A 19,309-nucleotide genomic window follows, 5' to 3' on the forward strand; every position below is an offset into this window, starting at 1 on the left:
GTAGGAGCTGTCGAGTGAAACGAGGCTGCGATCTTTTGATCGCAGCCTCGTTTCACTCGACAGCTCCTACAGAAGAACAAAAAAAAGCCCGACCAAAAGGTCGGGCTCTTTATAAGTCAGGCCGCTGGATTAGACCAGCTTCTCGAACTCAGGGATTGCTTCGAACAGGTCCGCCACCAGGCCGTAATCGGCCACCTGGAAGATCGGCGCTTCTTCGTCCTTGTTGATCGCAACGATCACTTTGGAGTCTTTCATGCCGGCCAGGTGCTGGATCGCGCCGGAGATACCGACGGCGATGTACAGCTGTGGAGCAACGATCTTGCCGGTCTGACCGACCTGCATATCGTTGGGTACGAAACCTGCGTCGACCGCGGCGCGGGAAGCACCGACAGCAGCGCCCAGCTTGTCGGCCAGGGCGTACAGGTGTTTGAAGTTGTCGCCGTTCTGCATGCCGCGACCGCCGGAAACGACGATCTTGGCAGCGGTCAGCTCCGGACGATCGGACTTGGCCAGTTCTTCGCCGACGAAACTGGAAATACCAGCATCGTGAGCAGCGGCAACGGCTTCAACAGCCGCCGAACCACCTTCAGCCGCCACCGGGTCGAAACCGGTAGCACGAACGGTGATGACTTTGACCGCAGCGTTCGATTGAACGGTTGCAATGGCGTTACCGGCGTAGATCGGGCGCTTGAAAGTGTCAGCGCTTTCGACCGAGATGATCTCGGAGATCTGATCAACGTCCAGCTGAGCGGCAACGCGCGGCAGGATGTTTTTGCCGTTGGAAGTCGCGGCAGCCAGGATGTGGCTGTAGCCCTTGCCCAACTCGGCAACCAGCGGCGCAACGTTTTCCGGCAGTTGGTGAGTGTAGGCGGCGTTATCGGCCACCAGCACTTTAGCCACGCCAGCGATTTTCGCAGCGGCTTCAGCCACGGCGCCAGCGCCCAGGCCTGCAACCAGAACGTGAATGTCACCACCGATTTTGACGGCGGCAGCCACGGTGTTCAGCGTGGCCGGGGCCAGCACTTTGTTGTCGTGTTCAGCAATAACCAAGATAGTCATTTAGATTACCTTCGCTTCGTTTTTCAGTTTCTCGACCAGTTCAGCCACCGACTTGACCTTGATACCCGCGCTGCGTGCAGCTGGCGCTTCGACTTTCACGGTCTTGTTGGTGGAGGCGGTGGAAACGCCCAAAGCGTCCGGAGTCAGCACTTCGAGAGGCTTCTTCTTGGCTTTCATGATGTTTGGCAGGGACGCGTAGCGCGGCTCGTTCAAACGCAGGTCGGTGGTGACGATGGCCGGCAGTTTCAGGGAAACTGTCTGCGCGCCGCCGTCGACTTCGCGAGTCACGGCAACGGTGTCGCCGCTGATTTCGACTTTGGACGCGAACGTGCCCTGACCGTAGCCGCTCAATGCAGCGAGCATCTGGCCCGTCTGGTTGTTATCGCTGTCGATGGCTTGTTTGCCAAGGATCACCAGCTGAGGCTGTTCCTTGTCGACAACAGCCTTGAGCAGCTTGGCAACGGCCAGCGAAGTCAGGTCTTCAGCGGATTCGACGAGGATGGCGCGGTCGGCACCCAGAGCCAGCGCGGTGCGCAGTTGCTCTTGAGCGGTGGACGGGCCGACAGAGACGACGACGATTTCAGTCGCAACACCTTTCTCTTTCAGGCGTACGGCTTCTTCCACTGCGATTTCGCAGAACGGGTTCATCGACATCTTGACGTTGGCGAGGTCGACGCCGGAATTGTCCGCCTTGACGCGAACCTTGACGTTGTAATCCACAACGCGTTTGACAGCTACAAGAACCTTCATGGATTCCTCGTTACTCTCCGGTGAAAAGAAAGTCGCCTAGGCGAACCTGGCGGTTTGATGCTCATCGGCGCAAGGGCACCTCTAAAAACGCTGGCAAAGGTGTCAAGTGACAAGCGCTCACGATGAAGATGACCGTTCGTCAGTGGTGACTGACGAGTCATTCATTATCGCGGCGTGTAAACTGCGCGCCAGAACCTGCGCTACGCATCACCTTGTACTGCCATCGCCCTGTCTTTAGAGGTGCTCTTGAAACCAACAGTCAGCCTACGGCGAGCGCAAAACCGACCGTATCTTGACCGGAACGCCTATTCCGGTCAATACGGCAAAATGGCCAGTCATAAGCCGCGTGACTTTGATTTCTCTGGCTTTGAGCCGATTCAAACAAACGTTTGTATTGGACGCTAGGAGTGGTGTAGATATAATGCGCCACCTTAGAGAGAAAGGTGGCTCATCGATTGTCCTCTTCCTGCATTGCGCAGGAATTCATGGATGCGACACCAAACCTCCAATTAGAAAAAAAACTGTTGAGCCTTGAGTAGGAGATAACCTGTGGAACGCGAATACATGGAATTCGACGTGGTCATCGTCGGTGCCGGCCCCGCTGGTCTTTCCGCCGCCTGCCGCTTGAAGCAGAAGGCCGCCGAAGCCGGTAAGGAAATCAGCGTCTGCGTGGTCGAAAAAGGCTCCGAAGTGGGTGCTCACATCCTGTCCGGTGCCGTGTTCGAACCACGCGCCTTGAACGAATTGTTTCCGGACTGGAAAGAACTCGGCGCCCCGCTGAATACACCAGTCACACGCGATGACATCTTCGTTCTCAAGAACGCCGACAGCGCGCAGAAGATTCCTGACCTCTTTGTGCCCAAGACCATGCACAACGAAGGCAACTACATCATCTCCCTGGGCAACCTGTGCCGCTGGCTGGCCCAGCAGGCCGAAAACCTGGGCGTGGAAATCTACCCAGGCTTCGCCGCTCAGGAAGCGCTGTTCGACGAGAACGGCGTGGTTCGCGGGATCATCACCGGCGATCTGGGCGTTGACCGCGAAGGCAACCCGAAAGAAGGCCTGTACACCCCAGGCATGGAACTGCGCGGCAAGTACACGCTGTTCGCCGAAGGTTGCCGTGGCCACATCGGCAAGCAACTGATCAAGCGCTTCAACCTCGACAGCGATGCCGACGCCCAGCACTACGGTATCGGCCTGAAAGAAATCTGGGAAATCGACCCGGCCAAGCATCAACCAGGCCTGGTGGTCCACACCGCCGGCTGGCCGCTGGACATCATGGGCACCGAGAACACCGGCGGCTCGTTCCTCTATCACCTGGAAAACAACCAGGTCGTAGTCGGTCTGATCGTCGACCTTTCCTACAGCAACACCTACCTGTCGCCATTCGACGAGTTCCAGCGCCTCAAGCATCACCCGGTACTCAAACAGCACCTGGAAGGCGGCAAGCGCATCAGCTACGGCGCTCGCGCCATCTGCAAAGGCGGCCTGAACTCGCTGCCGAAAATGGTCTTCAAGGGCGGCGCGCTGATCGGTTGCGACCTCGGCACCCTGAACTTCGCCAAGATCAAAGGCAGCCACACCGCGATGAAGTCCGGCATGCTCGCCGCTGAATCCGTGGCCGAGGCGCTGTTCGCTGAAAAGGACGGCACCGAAGAGCTGACCACTTACGTCGACGCGTTCAAGAAGAGCTGGCTCTACGACGAACTGTTCGCCAGCCGCAACTTCGGCCCGGCGATCCACAAGTTCGGCGCCATCGTCGGCGGCGGTTTCAACTGGCTCGACCAGAACATCTTCGGCGGCAAACTGCCGTTCACCTTGCACGACACCAAGCCGGATTACGCTTGCCTCAAGCTTGCGGCCGACTGCAAGAAGATCGACTACCCGAAACCAGACGGCAAGATCAGCTTCGACAAACTCAGCTCGGTGTTCATCTCCGGTACCAACCATGAAGAAGAGCAGCCGTGCCACCTGAAGTTGACCGACCCAAGCATCCCGATCGCCAAGAACCTGCCACTCTACGATGAGCCTGCCCAGCGTTACTGCCCGGCCGGCGTGTACGAAGTGGTGACCATGGAAAACGGTGAGAAGCGCTTCCAGATCAACGCCCAGAACTGCGTTCACTGCAAGACCTGCGACATCAAGGACCCTGCACAGAACATCACCTGGGTGGCGCCGGAAGGCTCTGGCGGCCCGACTTACCCGAACATGTAAGTCGAACGGCTGAACATCAAGGCTCCCGAACGGGGGCCTTTTTGTTGCCCGCGATTCCTGTCAGGCCGCGCGCTCATCACCGGGATTACGCTCGAAGTAGCGCTTGTACTCGCGACTGAACTGCGACGTGCTTTGATACCCGACCCGATGCGCCACTTGCGCCACGCCCAACCCCTCGCCCAGCAGTAACTGCTGGGCCCTGAGCAAACGCAAGCGCTTCAAGTACTGCACTGGCGATAACAAGGTGCTGCGTTTGAAATGCTCATGAAAGGTCGACGCGCTCATATTCGCGCAACTGGCCAGGGTCTCTACGTTCAGCGGCTCGGTGTAATGCGCATGCAGATGGCTGAGCGACGCCGCGATCCGGGCGAATTGTCCCTGTTGTTCAACCAGCGCACGCAACACATCGGCTTGCGGCCCGCGCAAGGCGACGAACAACAACTCGCGCAATCGCGCCTGCCCCATAACCTGGCATTCCAGCGGATCGTGCAGGCAACGCAGCAGCCGTTCAACACAACCACGCATCGCATCGTCGAGCACCGCCGAGGTCATGGACTCTGGCGTTTGCGCCGCAATACTACGCCCCGGCGCCAGCCCCATGGCCAAGACCAACTCACCGAGCAACACCCGGTCAATGGCGATGGAAACGCCCAGCATCGGGCCATCGGGGGCTGAAAACGTCTCGCATTCGAACGGCACCGGCAATGCCTGAATCAGATAATGCCCGGCGCCGTATTCCAGCGTACGCGGCCCCAGATACGCCAGTTTGCTGCCCTGGGCGATGATGACCAGACTCGGCTCGTAAATCTGCGGACCGCGAGCCACATCACAACTGGCCCGCAAAACCTGCACACCCGGCAACGCCGTGGGCGCGAAACCATCGCGATTAGTCAAAGGCTGGATCAGCGAAACCAGCGTGGCATTGGCATCGAGATGACGGGTCAACAACATGAGGAGCTCTTCACAGAAAAAGTCGCGAAAATCGGGATGAAAGCATCATCGCAGGTCTGATGGCCAATGCGATCCATTGAAGGCTGATGCCGGAGGATTAGGCATGACACCCGGAGGAATCGCCATGGCCGGTGGCCGGTGCGGCGCCCAGAATGCGCCACCTCACCCGTCACAGCTTTTGCGAGGTTCATCATGTACACCGCCATCGGATACGCCGCCCAGTCGGCCACCACTCCCCTCGCCCCCGTGAAATTCGAACGCCGCAGCCCACAGGCCGACGACGTCGCAATCGATATTCTCTACTGCGGCGTCTGCCATTCCGACATCCATCAGGCACGCAACGAGTGGGGCATTGCCGTTTACCCACTGATGCCCGGCCACGAGATCGTAGGCAAAGTTACCGCGATTGGTGCGAACGTGACCCAACATAAAGTCGGCGATCTGGTTGGTGTCGGCTGCATGGTTGATTCCTGCCGCAGCTGCGAAGCCTGCCAGTCGGACCTCGAGCAATACTGCCTCGAAGGTCCGACCATGACCTACGCCACCCCGGACCGGGTCGATGGCAGCAACACCATGGGCGGTTATTCCGACAGCATCGTGGTCAGCGAACACTTCGTGGTGCGCATCCCGGAAAAACTCGACCCGGCCAGCGCCGCGCCGATCCTCTGTGCCGGCATCACCACCTATTCGCCGCTCAAGCACTACGGCGTGAAGGCAGGCGACAAGGTCGGGATTCTCGGCATGGGCGGCCTCGGCCACATGGGCATCAAGTTCGCCAAGGCGATGGGCGCGGAAGTCACGCTGTTCACCCGCTCGGCGAGCAAGGCTGAAGAAGGTCGTCACCAGGGTGCGGACCACGTGATCGTGTCCACCGATGCCGAACAGATGAAGACCGCGGCAGGACATTTCGACTTCCTGCTGGACACCATTCCGGTGCAGCACGACCTCAATCCCTACCTCGATACGCTGCGTTTCGACGGCGTGCACATTCTGGTGGGCTTGATCGAACCGGTCGATCCACCGGTCCACGCCGCCAAACTGGTATTGGGCCGTCGTGTGCTGGCCGGGTCGCTGATCGGCGGTATCGCAGAAACCCAGGAGGTGCTGGATTTCTGCGCCGAGCACAACATCACCTGCGACATCGAAATGCTCGACATCCGCCAGATCAACGAGGCTTACGCCCGCATGATCGCGGGTGACGTGAAGTACCGCTTCGTGATCGACATGGCAACGCTGAAGGTCTAAACCTTAGCGCCAAGCTCCGCCGACAGCCGGGCTGTGACCCCTTTGATCAGGGGAATCAGCTCGGCCATTTTCTCCAACGGCATATACGGCACGGTGCTGGCGATGCTGATGCCGGCGACGATGCGCTTGCTGGCATCGCGGATCGGCGCCGCCACACAGCGGATCGACGGTTCGTTGTCTTCCAGATCGAACGCATAACCGCCCGCCACGTACTCGACCATGCGTTGCTGAAACTGCTCCCAGGACTGCTCCGGGTGCTGCGGCCAAAACTGATTTTTCCCACCCGCCGGCAAGCTGACTTCGTACAGCCGCTGCCATTCTTCCTGCGTGTCATCGAGCATCAGCGCCTTGCCAATCCCGGTACGCGCCAACGGCATGCGATGGCCAACCCGCGAACGCATTTCCGGGCCATTACGCCCCGGATTCTTGTGCAGGTACAGCACTTCGTCGCCTTCACGAATCGCCAGGTGAATGGTGTCGCCGGTCAACGCCGACAACTCATCCAGATACGGCCCGGCCAATGTGACCAGCGGCAATTCTTCGCGCGCCTGGAAACCCAACTCGATCAGCTTTGGTCCCAACAAATAACCGACTTGCGGCACCACCCGCAGGTAACGCTCGTCCACCAGGCAACTGGCCAGACGATGGGTGGTGCTGCGCGTGGTGCCAATCAGTCGGGCGATTTCCTTGAGATCGCGGGCACCACTGGCCACGGCCTGAACCACACCCAAGCCACGAAGCAGTGTCTGGGTGCCGGTTGGTGCGGCGTCCTTGGCGATTTTTGGGGCGTCTTCCTGCATATCCAGCCTTTACCGTTGAGCGAGTGAACGGGTGGCATTATGGTCGCCCGCATGCCGCAACTACAACTTGATACGCTCGACTTTGCCGACCAGCAAGATGTAGGAAAGCGCGCCAATCAACGCCAGAACCGAGATATAGGTGATCGCCGGGGCAAACGAATCACCGGTGGCGAGGAAACCGATGACGATCGGCGTGGTAATCGCCGACAGGTTGCCGATGAAGTTGAACACCCCGCCGGTCAACCCGAGCAATCGCGCCGGGGCCAACGTTGAAACCAGCGACCAGGTGATCGACGCGAGCCCGTTACCGAAGAACGCCAACGCGAGGAAGGCAATCACCAGCGGTGTCGACTCGACGAAGTTGGCGCCGATAATCGAGGTGGAGATCAGCAGGCCGCCAATGATCGGCAACTTGCGGGCGAAACCCACGGTGTAGCCGCGACGGATCAGCCAGTCGGAGAAGAACCCCGAACAGAGCACACCGACGAAGGCGGCGAGAAACGGCAGCGACGCCAACAGGCCGGACTTGATGAAATCCATGCCGCGATATTTCACCAGGTAGGTCGGGAACCACGTCAGAAAAAACCACAACGTCGAGTTGAGGCAGAACTGACCGAGGTAGATGCCCCACAACTTGCGTTTGGTCAGCACGATGCCGAGATCGGTCCAGCTGAACTTGGCTTTGACCTTGGCTTGTTCAGCCTGGATATCCACCAGCCCGCCACCTTCGCGGATCAGGTCGATTTCGGCGTCATTGGCACCTTTGAAATCCCGTGGCTCGCGATACACCGCGTACCAGATGACCGCCCAGAGAATGCCCACCGCACCGGTGCTGACAAACACCATGTGCCAGCCATATTGATGCTGCAGCCAAGCCAATACCGGCGTCAGGAACGCCAGACCGACGAACTGCCCGGACGTGTAGAAACCGATGGCTGTGGCGCGTTCACGCTCGGGGAACCAGGTGGTGACCACACGACTGTTGATCGGGTACGCCGGTGCTTCCAGTGCACCGACTGCCATGCGCAATACGAACAGTGCGATGAAGCTGGCGGCGAAGCCGAGCATCACCGTGGCGATCGACCACAGCAGCAATGCGACGCTATAAAGAATCCTCGGTGGGACGCGATCCACCAGCCAGCCGCCGGGGATTTGCATGGCGGCGTAAGTCCAGCCGAATGCCGAGAAAATCAGCCCGACGTGGATTGGATCGATGCCCAGTTCGCTGGTGAGTGCCGGGGCGGCGATGGACAGGTTGCTGCGGTCCAGGTAGTTGATCACCACGGTGATAAACAGCAGCACCATGATGAAAAAACGCTTGCGACTGGGCGTCACCAACGACGCCTGCCCGGTGAGGGTTTGCGGTTGCATGGGGAATGCCTCTTCTTATGTTTATTGAGGTCGATGTGAAATCGGGGGGTTGCCGTAAATCTTCCTGTCCATGGAGATCTAGTGTGGGAGCGGGCTTGCTCGCGAAGTCGGCGGCACAGGCAACATCTTCGCTGACAGACAGACCGCTTTCGCGAGCAAGTCGAATCGTCGCACCGCCGCTCCCACAGGGGATTTGCGGTGGATTAAAGATCGATCACCACTCAGCAAAACTGCCATCGGCATGGCGCCAGATCGGGTTGCGCCAGCGGTGGCCGACGGCCGCGCGTTCGATCACGTATTCCTCGTTGATCTCGATCCCAAGGCCCGGGCCGTTGGGGATTTTCACGAAGCCTTTGTCGTAGTCGAACACCCGCGGATCCTTGACGTAATCCAGCAGGTCATTGCTCTCGTTGTAATGAATGCCCAGGCTCTGCTCCTGGATGAACGCGTTGTAGCAAACCGCATCCAGCTGCAAACACGCCGCCAGTGCAATCGGGCCCAACGGGCAGTGCAGCGCCAGCGCCACGTCGTAGGCTTCAGCCATGTTGGCGATCTTGCGGGTTTCGGTGATGCCGCCGGCGTGAGACGCGTCCGGCTGGATGATGTCGACATAACCTTCGCTGAGCACACGCTTGAAATCCCAGCGCGAGAACAGCCGCTCACCGAGGGCAATCGGGGTGCTGGTCAGCGGCGCCAGTTCTTTCAGCGCTTCGTAGTTTTCGCTGAGCACCGGCTCTTCGATGAACATCAGTTTGTACGGGTCGAGTTCCTTCATCAGCACCTTGGCCATGGGCTTGTGCACCCGGCCATGGAAGTCGACGCCGATGCCGACGTTCGGCCCCACCGCATCGCGCACGGCGGCGACGTTGGCCAGGGCCAGGTCGACTTTTTCGAAGGAATCGAGGAATTGCAGCTCTTCGGTGCCGTTCATTTTGACTGCAGTGAAACCACGCTCGACGGCTTCCTTCGCAGCGCGAGCGGTGTCCGCCGGCCGGTCGCCGCCGATCCACGAATAGACGCGAATCTTGTCCCGCACCTGCCCGCCGAGCAGATCGCTGACCGACACCCCCAGGGCCTTGCCCTTGATGTCCCACAACGCCTGATCGATACCGGCCAGCGCACTCATGTGGATCGCGCCGCCCCGGTAGAAGCCGCCGCGGTAAAGCACGGTCCAGATGTCTTCGATGTTGCGTGGGTCTTTGCCGATCAGGTAGTCGGACAATTCTTCAACAGCGGCGGCGACAGTGTGAGCGCGGCCCTCGACCACGGGTTCGCCCCAGCCGGTCACGCCCTCGTCGGTTTCGACCTTGAGGAAGCACCAGCGCGGCGGAACGATGAAGGTGGTCAGTTTGGTGATTTTCATCTTTTGCTCTCTTTTTATAAGTGCAGCTCTTATAGATGTAGCGCTCGCAGCGCCAAAAAGTCTTAGCGAAGGGCTTTCCAGGCAGCCACGTAGGCCTTGGCGTTAAGCGCCACTTCATCTGGCGTCATGCCCGGTTTGAACAACCCGGAACCGAGGCCGAAACCTTTGACGCCAGCGTCGATAAACACCTGCATGTTGTCCGGCGTGATTCCGCCGACCGGCGCCAGAATCGTTCCGGCCGGCAGCACTGCGAGCCAGGCTTTGACCACTGCCGGGCCCATCTGCTCGGCCGGGAACATCTTCAGCACGTCCGCCCCTTCGGCCAATGCCGCAAAGGCTTCAGTCGGCGTCGCCACACCCGGCGACAGGAACAACCCCGCCGCTTTCGCTGCCCGCAACACCTTGGCATCGCTGTGCGGCATGACAATCACCTGACCGCCCGCCGCTTTCACTTGCTCGACCTGCTCCGGCGTCAGCACCGTGCCGGCACCGATCAGGCAATCGGCGGGCAAAGTACTGCGCAGGATGCGGATACTTTCGTACGGCTCAGGGGAATTGAGCGGCACTTCGATGACGCGAAATCCGGCGGCGTAAAGGACTTCGCCGATGGCTGCCGCTTCTTGCGGGCGCAGGCCACGCAAAATCGCGATCAGACCGTTTTGCGCCAATGCTTGCTTGAGCATGTCAGACCTCCAGTCAGGTTTAACGGGATGAGTGTGGTTTGATCAGTCCGGCGGCAACCGCCAACTGCCATAAGCCGCGTTCGGTGGCTTGTTCGGCCAGGGTCACCCGGGCAAAACCACAGACGTCGAGCGCCCGGCTGTAGCGGGCACAGAGTTGGGAGTTTCCGATGAGGATGATCGCCGGCAGATGAACGCTGTTGCGTCGGCGTCGCTGAACACTCGCCAACGCTGACAGCTCATGGCCGATCAACAGACCGGACAAGTAATCCGGTTGGGCGGTGGCGCTGAGTTCGCCAGTCAACCCGAGGCTGCGGGCACTGAACAATGTCGACAACGGCCCGATCTCGCCATCCGCCGACAAGGCCACTTGCACACCACGATCAAAGGCGTGGCCATCGAAGGACGCACCCTTTTGCTGGGTGCGCCCCAGAATGCTGTGCTCGCTGAGCACGGCAAAGACTTCGCCGGTCATGAAGGTATCGAAATGCACGATGCAGCCGTCGGCCACTTCCACCCACTTCGAATGACTGCCCGGCAGGCCGATCAACAGATCGTTGCCCGCCTCGCCCGGCAGATTGTGCAGCACGCCGAGCACTTGGGTTTCTTCGCCGCGCATCACGTTTGGCAAACGAGACCGCTGAATCACGCCCGGCACGATGTGCACATCGACACCGCGAAGACTGCGAACCGTTTGTAGGGAGATTCCGAGATTGGCGACGTTCGCCGGCGTATCGCGGTAAGCCGCTTCACGCCAACCTTGTGCGCTGCCGACCATGCCGCAAGCAATCACCGGCAAATCGGGCTGCGCGTCGAGCCAGTCACCGCAGGCCTCGTCAAAGGCCAGTTCAAAACCGTCGGCACATTCCTGACCCGCGATCATTCGCGGCGTCCTGGGCAGTTGCATGATTCCCGACGACAGCGAACGCTGTTCGAGCACCTGGCCACCCGCGGCGAGTTTGTAAGCACGTAATGAGGTTGTCCCCCAATCGAGCGCGATCAATTGCGCCAGCATCGCTTCACCTGTTTTGTTTATTGGCAGTGAGTGAGCTGGACTATAAACCCGGACGCATGAAAATCTCAATATATAAATATCACTCCCATATTATGGGATTTACAAGTGTGACAAGTTTTTCTACGGCGACGTTTTAAAATGCCGGGCCATTGCAGCCGTACACCCACTCAAGGAAGAAAAATGAAGATTGCTTCAAAGGCTCTGCTGTTATGCGGCGTGCTCTGGTCCATGGCGGCATTCAGCGCATCGAAAGACTTGAAGGTCGGTGATATCTGGGCCTACAAAAACCGGCCGGGCGAGGATGGATCGACACTGACGATCCTGAAAATCGAAAATTATCCGAAACTGGGCAAGGTCGTTCACATCAGGGTCGACGGCTTTCGGATGATCAATCCGGTGACAGGCAATGAGTTCAACGACATGCCTCACCTGCCCTTCCAGGCAAAAGCCCTGGAACGCAGCATCACCCACCGAGTAGGGGAAACTGCAGAAATTCCGGATTTCAATCAGGGATACGCTGCGTGGAGAGCGGCCTTCGATGAAGAGAAGGCCGGGGTTTTCAAGATCAGCGTCAGCAAAACACTCGACGGCATGATCAACGGTAACTGGGAGGACAGTGACTAGCCCTCGGCAAACTCTCGCAACACCGCCCCGTCCATCCGATACCGCACCCACTCTTCCTGCGGCTGCGCACCCAACGACTTGTAGAACTCGATCGCCGGTTTGTTCCAGTCCAGCACGCTCCACTCAAAGCGACCGCAATCATTGGCGCAGGCGATTTTTGCCAGGTGACGCAGCAAGGTTTTACCTGCGCCGCCGCCACGCTGATCAGGGGTGATGTAGAGGTCTTCAAGGTACAGGCAGTTGCTGCCGAGCCACGTGGAATAGCTGAAGAAAAACACCGCGAAACCGATCGGCGAGCCGTCGCGCAGGCAGATCAGACCGTGGGCGGTGGCGCCTTCGCTGAACAGGCTGCGCTCGATGTCGGCGACGCTGGCGATGACTTCGTGGCGGGCACGTTCGTAGTCGGCCAGTTCAGTGATGAACCCGAGGATTTGCGGTGCATCGCTCGGGGTCGCCGGGCGGATCTCGATCGTCATGGACGTGCCTTCGTCAAAAGTTGAAAACGCCATACTAAGGCGGCAAACGGCGCTCGTCACATATGAAATCAAAACGTCATCCGTGGCGTCTGCTGAAGGCTTTACTCCGGCCAACACTAACCCTGAAATCGATAACCACATACCTGACATCGACGCCTTGCGTGATAGATAGATGAAGCTCTCTCCTATCGGTCAAGGAACCGCGTCATGCCTAGCGCAACACCCCAAGTCTCAAGCAGGTTGTTCGGCCTGTTTTGCCTGGCCAGCTATTTGCTGTCGCTGTCCTATGGCTCGACCTTTTTGCTGTCGCTGTTGATCGGTTCCCGCGGCGGCAACGAGCACGATGCCGGCAGTGTGATTTCGGCGGCGATGCTCAGTACGTTTGCAGCGGTGATCGTCTCCGGGCACTTGTCCGATTTGCTCGGCGCGGCGCGCTCGATTGCGCTGTTCGGCATTTTGCTGGTGGCCGCCAGCCTGGGCTTCGCCCTGGCGCCAGGGTTCGGCAATCTGCTGTTATTTTTCGGGCTATTGCTGGGGCTGGGTTGGGGCGTGTTCTACACCCTCGGGCCGATCATCGTGGCGAGTCTGGTAACGCCTGCCCAACGCGCGAAAAACTTTGCGCTGTTGTCGGGCAGCATGATGACCGGGATCGGCAGCGGTCCCTTGTTAGGCCGCGCTGCCAGTGCCTTCGGCTATCCGATCACCGCGGCGTTTTACCTCGCGGCGCTGGCCAGCCTGATTGGCGTGTTGCTGTTCTGGCGGTTGGATTCGCAGCTGAAAAAAGCGCCGGGCCACTCGGCAGCGGTGTCACGAATTTCCTGGCGTGCAGCGGCGCAAGTGCTGTCGTCCAGAGCGGTGTTTCCGATCATCATGGTCGGCCTTGGCGGTTGCGTTTTCGGCGGTCTGTCGAGTTTTCAAACCAGCTACGCCGCCGCGCGTTCACTCGACTATTCACTGTTCTTCCTCGGCTTCATGAGCGCAGCGATCAGCAGCCGCATGCTGATCGTCGGTTTCGTGGTCAAGCGCGACCCGTTCCGGGCGTCCTGCCTGTTGTCGGGCTTGATGATGGGCTCGATCCTGATGTTCGGGTTTGTCGTCGACGACGGGTTCAGCTACGTGCTGGCGGCGGTGATGCTCGGGGTCGGTTACGGTCTGACCTATTCGGTGATCAACGGCCTGGCGGCCAACGAGGCACCGCACGGCACCACCGCGCAATCCTTGCTGCTGTTCAGCCTGTCCTATTTCATCGGCGTGTTTGGCTTTCCGTTGCTGGCCGGGAAAATCATCGTGGAACAGGGGATGGCAACGCTGTTGCTCACGGTATTGGCGGTTGCTGTGCTGAATTGGCTGATCAGTGTCGGTCGTCTGATCTGGCGTCGGGCCGTTACCGTCAAAGCCTTGCAGCAGGCCTAAACCGTTCGTCGTTCATCAGGCACCAATCCAAATCGGGGGCGGACCAATATCAGATAAGGACTCTAATTAAATGGACCTATCCACATCCATGAAGAGGTAACCATGAACGCCGATAAAAACCTTGAGAAAGAAGTCCTGACCCGTCTGCTGCATGCCCATCCAAGCGGTTTGGGCAAAGAGGTCCTGGACAATTACCGGGGGGAGAGAGTCGTGGCCAGCACCCTCGCCACGCTGCAGGATCGTGGATTGATCCAGCATGGTCATGTGATCTGCAACGAAGCGGGTGAGCATTCATTGAGTTTGCCGATCAGACTCAGTGCCGCTGGGGTGGAGGCGGCGCGCAAGCTGGACGTTTAACCGTGTAGGCGCTTGCCGCAGGTTGCGATCTTTTGCCTTTGGCTTCTCAACGATCAAAAGATCACAGCCTGCGGCAGCTCCTACGGATACCCACCTCAAGCAAGGAGAAATTCCATGCCTCGTGGAAGCAAAGACAAATACACCGCCGAGCAGAAACGCAAGGCCGAACACATCGAAGAGAGCTACGAGCACAAGGGTGTCTCGAAAGAAGAAGCCGAAGCCCGAGCCTGGGCGACTGTGAACAAGCAGTCGGGTGGCGGTGAGCGCAAAGGTGGGTCCGGACGCAAGAAACCGGCGAGTGCCAAGTCGCAAGATCGCCAGGAATCAGCTCGTCGTGCGGTGGCCAGCCGCGAAGGTCATTCGCGAAACAGCAAGGCTTCGCGCGAGACCCAGACCGTCGACAGTTTGATGAAAGAAGCCCGGGCGAAGAAGATTCCGGGACGGTCGAGCATGCGCAAGCAGGAGTTGATCGAGGCGTTGCGCAAGGCTGGGTAAGGTCAGGATTTGTGTTGAATTGGATGCCGCCTTCGCGAGCAAGCCCGCTCCCACATTGGTTTTGTATACGACTCAGATCCAGTGTGGGAGCGGGCTTGCTCGCGAAGGCGATAGATCAAGCGGTAAAGGTCTTGCGGATTAACTCATCCACCTCGCTAGTCCCCGGCGAAGTCGCCGGCCCCCATCGAGTGACCGCCAACGCAGCCGCCGCATTAGCCCGCCGCGCCGCCTCACTCGCCGACAGTCCTCGCGCCAACCCGGCCACAAATACTCCGGCATGCGCATCCCCCGCACCATTGCTGTCCACCGCCTCAACCTTGAAACCCGGCACATGCTGGCGGTCTCCACGCTGGCTGATCCAGCACCCTTGCGGGCCGTCACGAACCACCATCAACACGTCAGCCGGCAGATGATCGGCCAACCGGTTCAACGCCTCGCCAATGTCCGATGCACCGGTAAACTTCAACGCCTCGACACTGTTGCTGGTCCACAGATCGATGCGCGCCAGCAAGGCTTGCATCAACGGCTCATCCGGCGAATCCACCAGCGGGCCCGGATCGAACACCACGTTGATCCCTCGCGGCAAATCCAGCACCCAATCCACCAACGCCTGGGCCTTGCCGCCATGCAGCAGGCTGTAGCCGCTGACGTAGACATAGTCCCCCGCCTCGGCCGGCACGCTGGCCAGATCCTCGGCAGTCAGCTCACCTTCGGCACCGATATAGGAAATGAAACTGCGTTCGGCTGACGCTTCGGTCAACGCGACGCACAATCCCGTATCCCGTTCGGCGCGGTGAGTGATGCCGATCCGAATGCCTTCAGCCTTCATCGCCTCACGGGCAAGATCACCGAAACGCCCGGTTCCGTGACGCCCGAGATAGACAACCGGCAAGCCATTACGCTGGGCGGCAGCCATCACATTAAAGCCGCCGCCAGCCTCGAAACTGGCGGATTGCGCCAGCACGTCGCCGCCCGAATGCGGCAGTTTATCCACGGCCATGACCAGGTCGATCATGACCTGGCCGGTGTGCAGCAATCTAGGCATGAGCGTTCTCGGTCAACGCGGCGCGGCGATCCTTGGCGCCACCGAGTACAAAATAAATACCACCGGCCACCAGGAACGTCACGATCCAGCCGAGGCCGTTATGGCCCAACCAGGAGTCGGACAGAAAACCACGGAACCACACGGTTTGTTCGGTCGTACCGATGGTGGTGAAGCTGAAGCCCAGCACGATCGCCATCGCCCATGCACCAAAGGCGCGCCACTCGACACCGCCGCTGTACCAGTAAGCACTGCTCGGGCTGACGTCCAGCAGGTCTTTGGGGCTGTAGTAATGACGGTGAATCAAGTCGACGACAAAGATCCCGACCCACGCGGTGATCGGCACGGCCAGCAGCGAAATGAAGGTAATGAACGGGCCGTAGAAACTGTCGGCGATCAGCATGAAATAAATCGAACCGGCGAAGATCGCGACGATGTCCACCACCACCGCGTAGACGCGTTTGACCTTCAAACCGAGGGTCAGCGTGGTCAAACCGGCGGAGTACACCGACAGGTTGTTCGACAGCAGCAACCCGCCAAACGCGGTGATCAGGTACGGCACGGCCATCCAGGTCGGCAGCATGTCGCGGATCGCGATGATCGGGTCGGTGGCGGAGGCCAGGTCATTGTTGCCCACCGACAGCAGGCCGCCGAGGGTGATCAGCAGCACCAGCGGAATCCCCGCACCAAACGCTGCCGACGCCACCAGGCGCGCGGCTTTGACGCTGCGGTGCTGGTAGCGCGACATGTCGGCACCAGCGTTGGCCCAACCGATCCCGGTGCCAGCGGCCATGGTGCCGACGCCGATGATCATTGCGCTAAGCGGTGCCGGTGTGGCATTGAACACCGCGCTCCAGTCGATGGTGGCGCAGAGGAAGCCGCCGACCAGGATGTTCAGCGCACCGAATACGTAAGTTGCCCACTTCTGGATCACCAGCAAGGTGGCGTGACCGAGGCCCGACACCGACAGGGTCAGCAGTACGAAAATCGCAATGAAGATCAACGTCAGCACGGGTGCGCTTTTGGCTTCCACCGGCGAGCCGAACAGGATCGAGCACAGCGACAGCAACACGAACGCGGCGGTGGTGGTGTTGACGGTTTCCCAGCCCAGACGCGACATCAGCGAGACCAGGGTCGGACCGATGTTGCCGCGTACACCGAAGATCGCTCGCGACAACGTCAGGCTCGGGGCGCGACCACGGCGACCGGCAATGGAGATGATCCCGACCACCGCGAAGGAACCGGCAGCCCCCAGGATCGCGACGATGATTGCCTGCCAGATCGCCAAGCCGCGAAAGGCTACAAGGGTCGCGCCCAGCGGCAGGCCGAGGATGGAGATGTTGGCAGCAAACCAGACCCAGAACAGTTGCAGCGGATGACCGTTGCACTCCGCTTCCGGTACCGGTTCGATGCCACGGGTTTCCAGTTGCCCGGCGCTTTGCCCGGCGTTTGTTGAACTCATGTGAAATGCTCCTGTTGCCTTTGTTGTGGTTGTGGGCAATTGCGGAAGTCGACATAACATCCCGGCGATCCTGGCCGTGTTTGTGCTTTCCGTTGCAGTGAAAGAATTTGAGTGCGCGGCGCGCCCTTCGCGAGCAAGCCCGCTCCCACAGGGATAGTGCAAACCTCACGGTACACGCTGTACCTGTGGGAGCGGGCTTGCTCGCGAAGGCGTCAGTGCTGTCAGCGCAGGGTGAGGAGCCCTTTTACCAACGGTTCAAGCTCCAGATCGTTAACGGTTTTGACCTTGTCGATCATCACCGCCGGCCAACTCTCAAGGCCGAGGCAAGCGCCGAGCATGGCGCCAAGAATCGCCGCGATGGTGTCGGTGTCGCCGCCAAGGCTCGCGGCCATGCACAGCGCTTCGAACGCGTTCATTTCACCAATGGCCACTTGCTGGGCCAAGGCAAACGAGACCACCACCGATTCCTGTGAAGCCACCGAAGTGCCGATCACGTCGTACATCAAATCCGCCAGCAACGCCTTGTCGCTGTCGACACTGATGGTCCGCGCCCAGCTGATGCGCGAAGCAATGCGTCCGCCAGCCACCCAGTAACCGTGGCTTTCAGCTTGTTGAGCGATTTGCTGGCCGAGGTTCAACGCGTCGCCCAGGTCCATGCCGTTGATACCGGCCGAGACCACCGCCGCCACCGCCGCCGCGCTGGAAATGCCCAGCGTGGTGTTGTGGGTGACCTGGCAAGCCTGCACGACAGCGTCGATGAAACGCTCAGGGTTGGCGACATCCGCCGCGATCCCGATCGGCGTGATACGCATCGCCGCGCCATTGGTGGTGCCGTAGCGCCCCGCTTCTTCCGGCGAGTGGCCGGCGAGGATCATCTCGATGGCACGTTTGGTCGAAGGGCCGAGCAAGTCTTGCGAGCCCTTGGCCTGCATCGCGGCTTCCCATTCGATCAACCGTTGGGCGAGCGCCGACGGCTCGATCCGGCCCTCGCCTTCAACCAGCAATTGGCCGACCAGAATCGCCTGTTCGGTGTCATCGGTGATCGAGCCTTTGAGCATGTTGGCGGCGATCGGTTGATCGGGGCCTGCGTCTTCCAGGTCAGTGATCTCGCCGAAGCGCACCTTGATCTCGGCACGGCTCAGGGATTGGGTCGGCATGCCCAGAGCATCGCCCAGGGCCAGTCCGTAGAACGCGCCAAGAGCACGGTTGAGCGCGGTCATTTTGACTCTCCAAACTGCAGGTGCAGACGAAAATGCACCGGATCGAGCAAGCTTTCGACCTGCTCCATGAAGCGGTTTTGCCGGTCGTAGGTGGTGCGCAAGGCCTTGAGGAACACCGTGCCTTCCGGACGGCCGAGCAGCTCGGCGTCTTCGGCGTTCAAAGGTTCGGCGCCGATCCATTGATCGCCGCGCTCGCCGATATAGCCGTAGGCGGCCAGGGTGATGGTCAGGGAGTTGTCGATAAGGCCGACCCGCGGCAGGCTTTCCAGGCCTCCGGTGGCGGGCATCAATGAGCGTTCAAGGGAGACCAGTTTGCCTTCGTTGGAACGGCGGCGACGGTCGAGGGTGATGAATTGGTCGGTGCCGAAACGTGGCAGCAGGTCAGGACGGGTGACCGCCTCCAGCCGCAGCACTTCGGTATTGATCAGCGCCCCGCTGTCGGCCAGGGCCTGGGCCCAGCCGCTGCGTTGATCGAGCACCACGCCGTCGAAGGTGACGATGGAACCCACCCCGCTTTGCGTCGCGATGTAGTTGCGCCGTTTCAATTCAGCCAGGGCTTCGCGCAGCGTGCCGCGGCTGACTTTGAATTCTTGAGCCAATTGATGCTCGCCCGGCAGCAGAAAGCCGTCCTCCATGAGGCCGCTTTCGATGCGCCGGATGAGTTCGTCGACCACCCGTTGTTTCTTGTCAAATCGTACCTGTCTAATCATGTACAAAGAGATAACCGAAACGGGGTTGGGCGGGCAAGGGATATTTTGGGTAGGTGACGGGA

The 19,309-nt window shown here is 59.8% G+C and carries 19 protein-coding genes; 6 read left to right on the forward strand and 13 right to left on the reverse strand.

Features of this window, described 5'->3' with window-relative positions; all coding sequences use genetic code 11:
- Window positions 1–129 precede the first annotated feature (129 nt).
- Entirely contained in the window at window positions 130–1,059 is a 930-nt protein-coding gene (locus tag ACSQ87_RS23740) for an electron transfer flavoprotein subunit alpha/FixB family protein (protein WP_436274507.1), read from the reverse strand.
- On the reverse strand, window positions 1,060–1,809 hold the full coding sequence (locus ACSQ87_RS23745; protein WP_140676162.1) for an electron transfer flavoprotein subunit beta/FixA family protein: 750 nt from the start codon (window positions 1,807–1,809) through the stop codon (window positions 1,060–1,062).
- A 549-nt stretch (window positions 1,810–2,358) separates the two neighbouring features.
- Here ACSQ87_RS23745 and ACSQ87_RS23750 point away from each other — a divergent pair.
- Window positions 2,359–4,023, forward strand: coding sequence for an electron transfer flavoprotein-ubiquinone oxidoreductase (locus ACSQ87_RS23750; protein WP_436274508.1), 1,665 nt, complete (start codon window positions 2,359–2,361; stop codon window positions 4,021–4,023).
- A 60-nt stretch (window positions 4,024–4,083) separates the two neighbouring features.
- Here ACSQ87_RS23750 and ACSQ87_RS23755 read toward each other — a convergent pair whose 3' ends face one another.
- The gene (locus ACSQ87_RS23755; RefSeq protein ID WP_046049104.1) at window positions 4,084–4,974 is read right to left on the reverse strand and encodes an AraC family transcriptional regulator; all 891 of its coding nucleotides are present in this window, start codon (window positions 4,972–4,974) and stop codon (window positions 4,084–4,086) included.
- A 192-nt stretch (window positions 4,975–5,166) separates the two neighbouring features.
- On the opposite strand from ACSQ87_RS23755, the gene ACSQ87_RS23760 reads away from it, so the two are divergent.
- Window positions 5,167–6,219 carry an NAD(P)-dependent alcohol dehydrogenase gene (locus tag ACSQ87_RS23760; RefSeq protein WP_436274509.1) on the forward strand — a complete coding sequence of 351 codons (1,053 nt, stop codon included), beginning with the start codon at window positions 5,167–5,169 and terminating at the stop codon, window positions 6,217–6,219.
- Here the strand turns inward: ACSQ87_RS23760 and ACSQ87_RS23765 are convergent.
- From ACSQ87_RS23765 to ACSQ87_RS23785, 5 genes are all read right to left on the reverse strand, one after another.
- The gene (locus ACSQ87_RS23765; protein WP_008152270.1) at window positions 6,216–7,019 is read right to left on the reverse strand and encodes an IclR family transcriptional regulator; all 804 of its coding nucleotides are present in this window, start codon (window positions 7,017–7,019) and stop codon (window positions 6,216–6,218) included. The genes ACSQ87_RS23760 and ACSQ87_RS23765 overlap by 4 nt on opposite strands.
- 60 nt (window positions 7,020–7,079) lie before the next feature.
- The gene (locus ACSQ87_RS23770; protein ID WP_149629305.1) at window positions 7,080–8,390 is read right to left on the reverse strand and encodes an MFS transporter; all 1,311 of its coding nucleotides are present in this window, start codon (window positions 8,388–8,390) and stop codon (window positions 7,080–7,082) included.
- A gap of 214 nt (window positions 8,391–8,604) precedes the next feature.
- Window positions 8,605–9,753: a galactonate dehydratase gene (gene dgoD, locus ACSQ87_RS23775; RefSeq protein WP_008152275.1), complete on the reverse strand. Its 1,149-nt coding sequence runs from the start codon at window positions 9,751–9,753 to the stop codon at window positions 8,605–8,607.
- Between the two features lie 62 nt (window positions 9,754–9,815).
- The gene (locus tag ACSQ87_RS23780; RefSeq protein ID WP_129437397.1) at window positions 9,816–10,436 is read right to left on the reverse strand and encodes a 2-dehydro-3-deoxy-6-phosphogalactonate aldolase; all 621 of its coding nucleotides are present in this window, start codon (window positions 10,434–10,436) and stop codon (window positions 9,816–9,818) included.
- A gap of 19 nt (window positions 10,437–10,455) precedes the next feature.
- Window positions 10,456–11,448 carry a 2-dehydro-3-deoxygalactonokinase gene (locus ACSQ87_RS23785; RefSeq protein WP_436274510.1) on the reverse strand — a complete coding sequence of 331 codons (993 nt, stop codon included), beginning with the start codon at window positions 11,446–11,448 and terminating at the stop codon, window positions 10,456–10,458.
- 180 nt (window positions 11,449–11,628) lie between these two features.
- Here ACSQ87_RS23785 and ACSQ87_RS23790 point away from each other — a divergent pair, with 180 nt between their 5' ends.
- Window positions 11,629–12,072, forward strand: a complete 444-nt coding sequence (locus ACSQ87_RS23790; RefSeq protein WP_436274511.1) for a hypothetical protein — start codon at window positions 11,629–11,631, stop codon at window positions 12,070–12,072.
- Here the strand turns inward: ACSQ87_RS23790 and ACSQ87_RS23795 are convergent.
- On the reverse strand, window positions 12,069–12,548 hold the full coding sequence (locus tag ACSQ87_RS23795; protein ID WP_150657035.1) for a GNAT family N-acetyltransferase: 480 nt from the start codon (window positions 12,546–12,548) through the stop codon (window positions 12,069–12,071). The genes ACSQ87_RS23790 and ACSQ87_RS23795 overlap by 4 nt on opposite strands.
- 207 nt (window positions 12,549–12,755) lie before the next feature.
- On the opposite strand from ACSQ87_RS23795, the gene ACSQ87_RS23800 reads away from it, so the two are divergent.
- The 3 genes from ACSQ87_RS23800 to ACSQ87_RS23810 all read left to right on the forward strand — a co-directional run bounded on the left by ACSQ87_RS23800 (window position 12,756) and on the right by ACSQ87_RS23810 (window position 14,813).
- Window positions 12,756–13,961, forward strand: coding sequence for an MFS transporter (locus ACSQ87_RS23800; RefSeq protein ID WP_436274512.1), 1,206 nt, complete (start codon window positions 12,756–12,758; stop codon window positions 13,959–13,961).
- Window positions 13,962–14,063: 102 nt separating this feature from the next.
- Window positions 14,064–14,318, forward strand: coding sequence for a hypothetical protein (locus ACSQ87_RS23805; RefSeq protein ID WP_223431888.1), 255 nt, complete (start codon window positions 14,064–14,066; stop codon window positions 14,316–14,318).
- Between the two features lie 114 nt (window positions 14,319–14,432).
- Window positions 14,433–14,813 (forward strand): Rho termination factor N-terminal domain-containing protein, encoded by a 381-nt coding sequence (locus ACSQ87_RS23810; RefSeq protein ID WP_150657039.1) that lies wholly within the window; start codon window positions 14,433–14,435, stop codon window positions 14,811–14,813.
- 115 nt (window positions 14,814–14,928) lie between these two features.
- Here the strand turns inward: ACSQ87_RS23810 and ACSQ87_RS23815 are convergent, their stop codons facing one another.
- The 4 genes from ACSQ87_RS23815 to ACSQ87_RS23830 form a co-directional block, all read right to left on the reverse strand.
- Window positions 14,929–15,858: a PfkB family carbohydrate kinase gene (locus ACSQ87_RS23815; RefSeq protein WP_436274513.1), complete on the reverse strand. Its 930-nt coding sequence runs from the start codon at window positions 15,856–15,858 to the stop codon at window positions 14,929–14,931.
- Window positions 15,851–17,317 carry a purine-cytosine permease family protein gene (locus ACSQ87_RS23820; RefSeq protein WP_223431890.1) on the reverse strand — a complete coding sequence of 489 codons (1,467 nt, stop codon included), beginning with the start codon at window positions 17,315–17,317 and terminating at the stop codon, window positions 15,851–15,853. The genes ACSQ87_RS23815 and ACSQ87_RS23820 overlap by 8 nt, the downstream gene beginning before the upstream one ends.
- 221 nt (window positions 17,318–17,538) lie before the next feature.
- Window positions 17,539–18,537 carry an ADP-ribosylglycohydrolase family protein gene (locus ACSQ87_RS23825; RefSeq protein ID WP_223431891.1) on the reverse strand — a complete coding sequence of 333 codons (999 nt, stop codon included), beginning with the start codon at window positions 18,535–18,537 and terminating at the stop codon, window positions 17,539–17,541.
- Window positions 18,534–19,247: a GntR family transcriptional regulator gene (locus ACSQ87_RS23830; RefSeq protein ID WP_008152295.1), complete on the reverse strand. Its 714-nt coding sequence runs from the start codon at window positions 19,245–19,247 to the stop codon at window positions 18,534–18,536. The genes ACSQ87_RS23825 and ACSQ87_RS23830 overlap by 4 nt, the downstream gene beginning before the upstream one ends.
- Window positions 19,248–19,309 lie beyond the last annotated feature (62 nt).

This window comes from Pseudomonas sp. LjRoot277, assembly GCF_964253845.1.
Taxonomy (GTDB): Bacteria; Pseudomonadota; Gammaproteobacteria; order Pseudomonadales; family Pseudomonadaceae; genus Aquipseudomonas.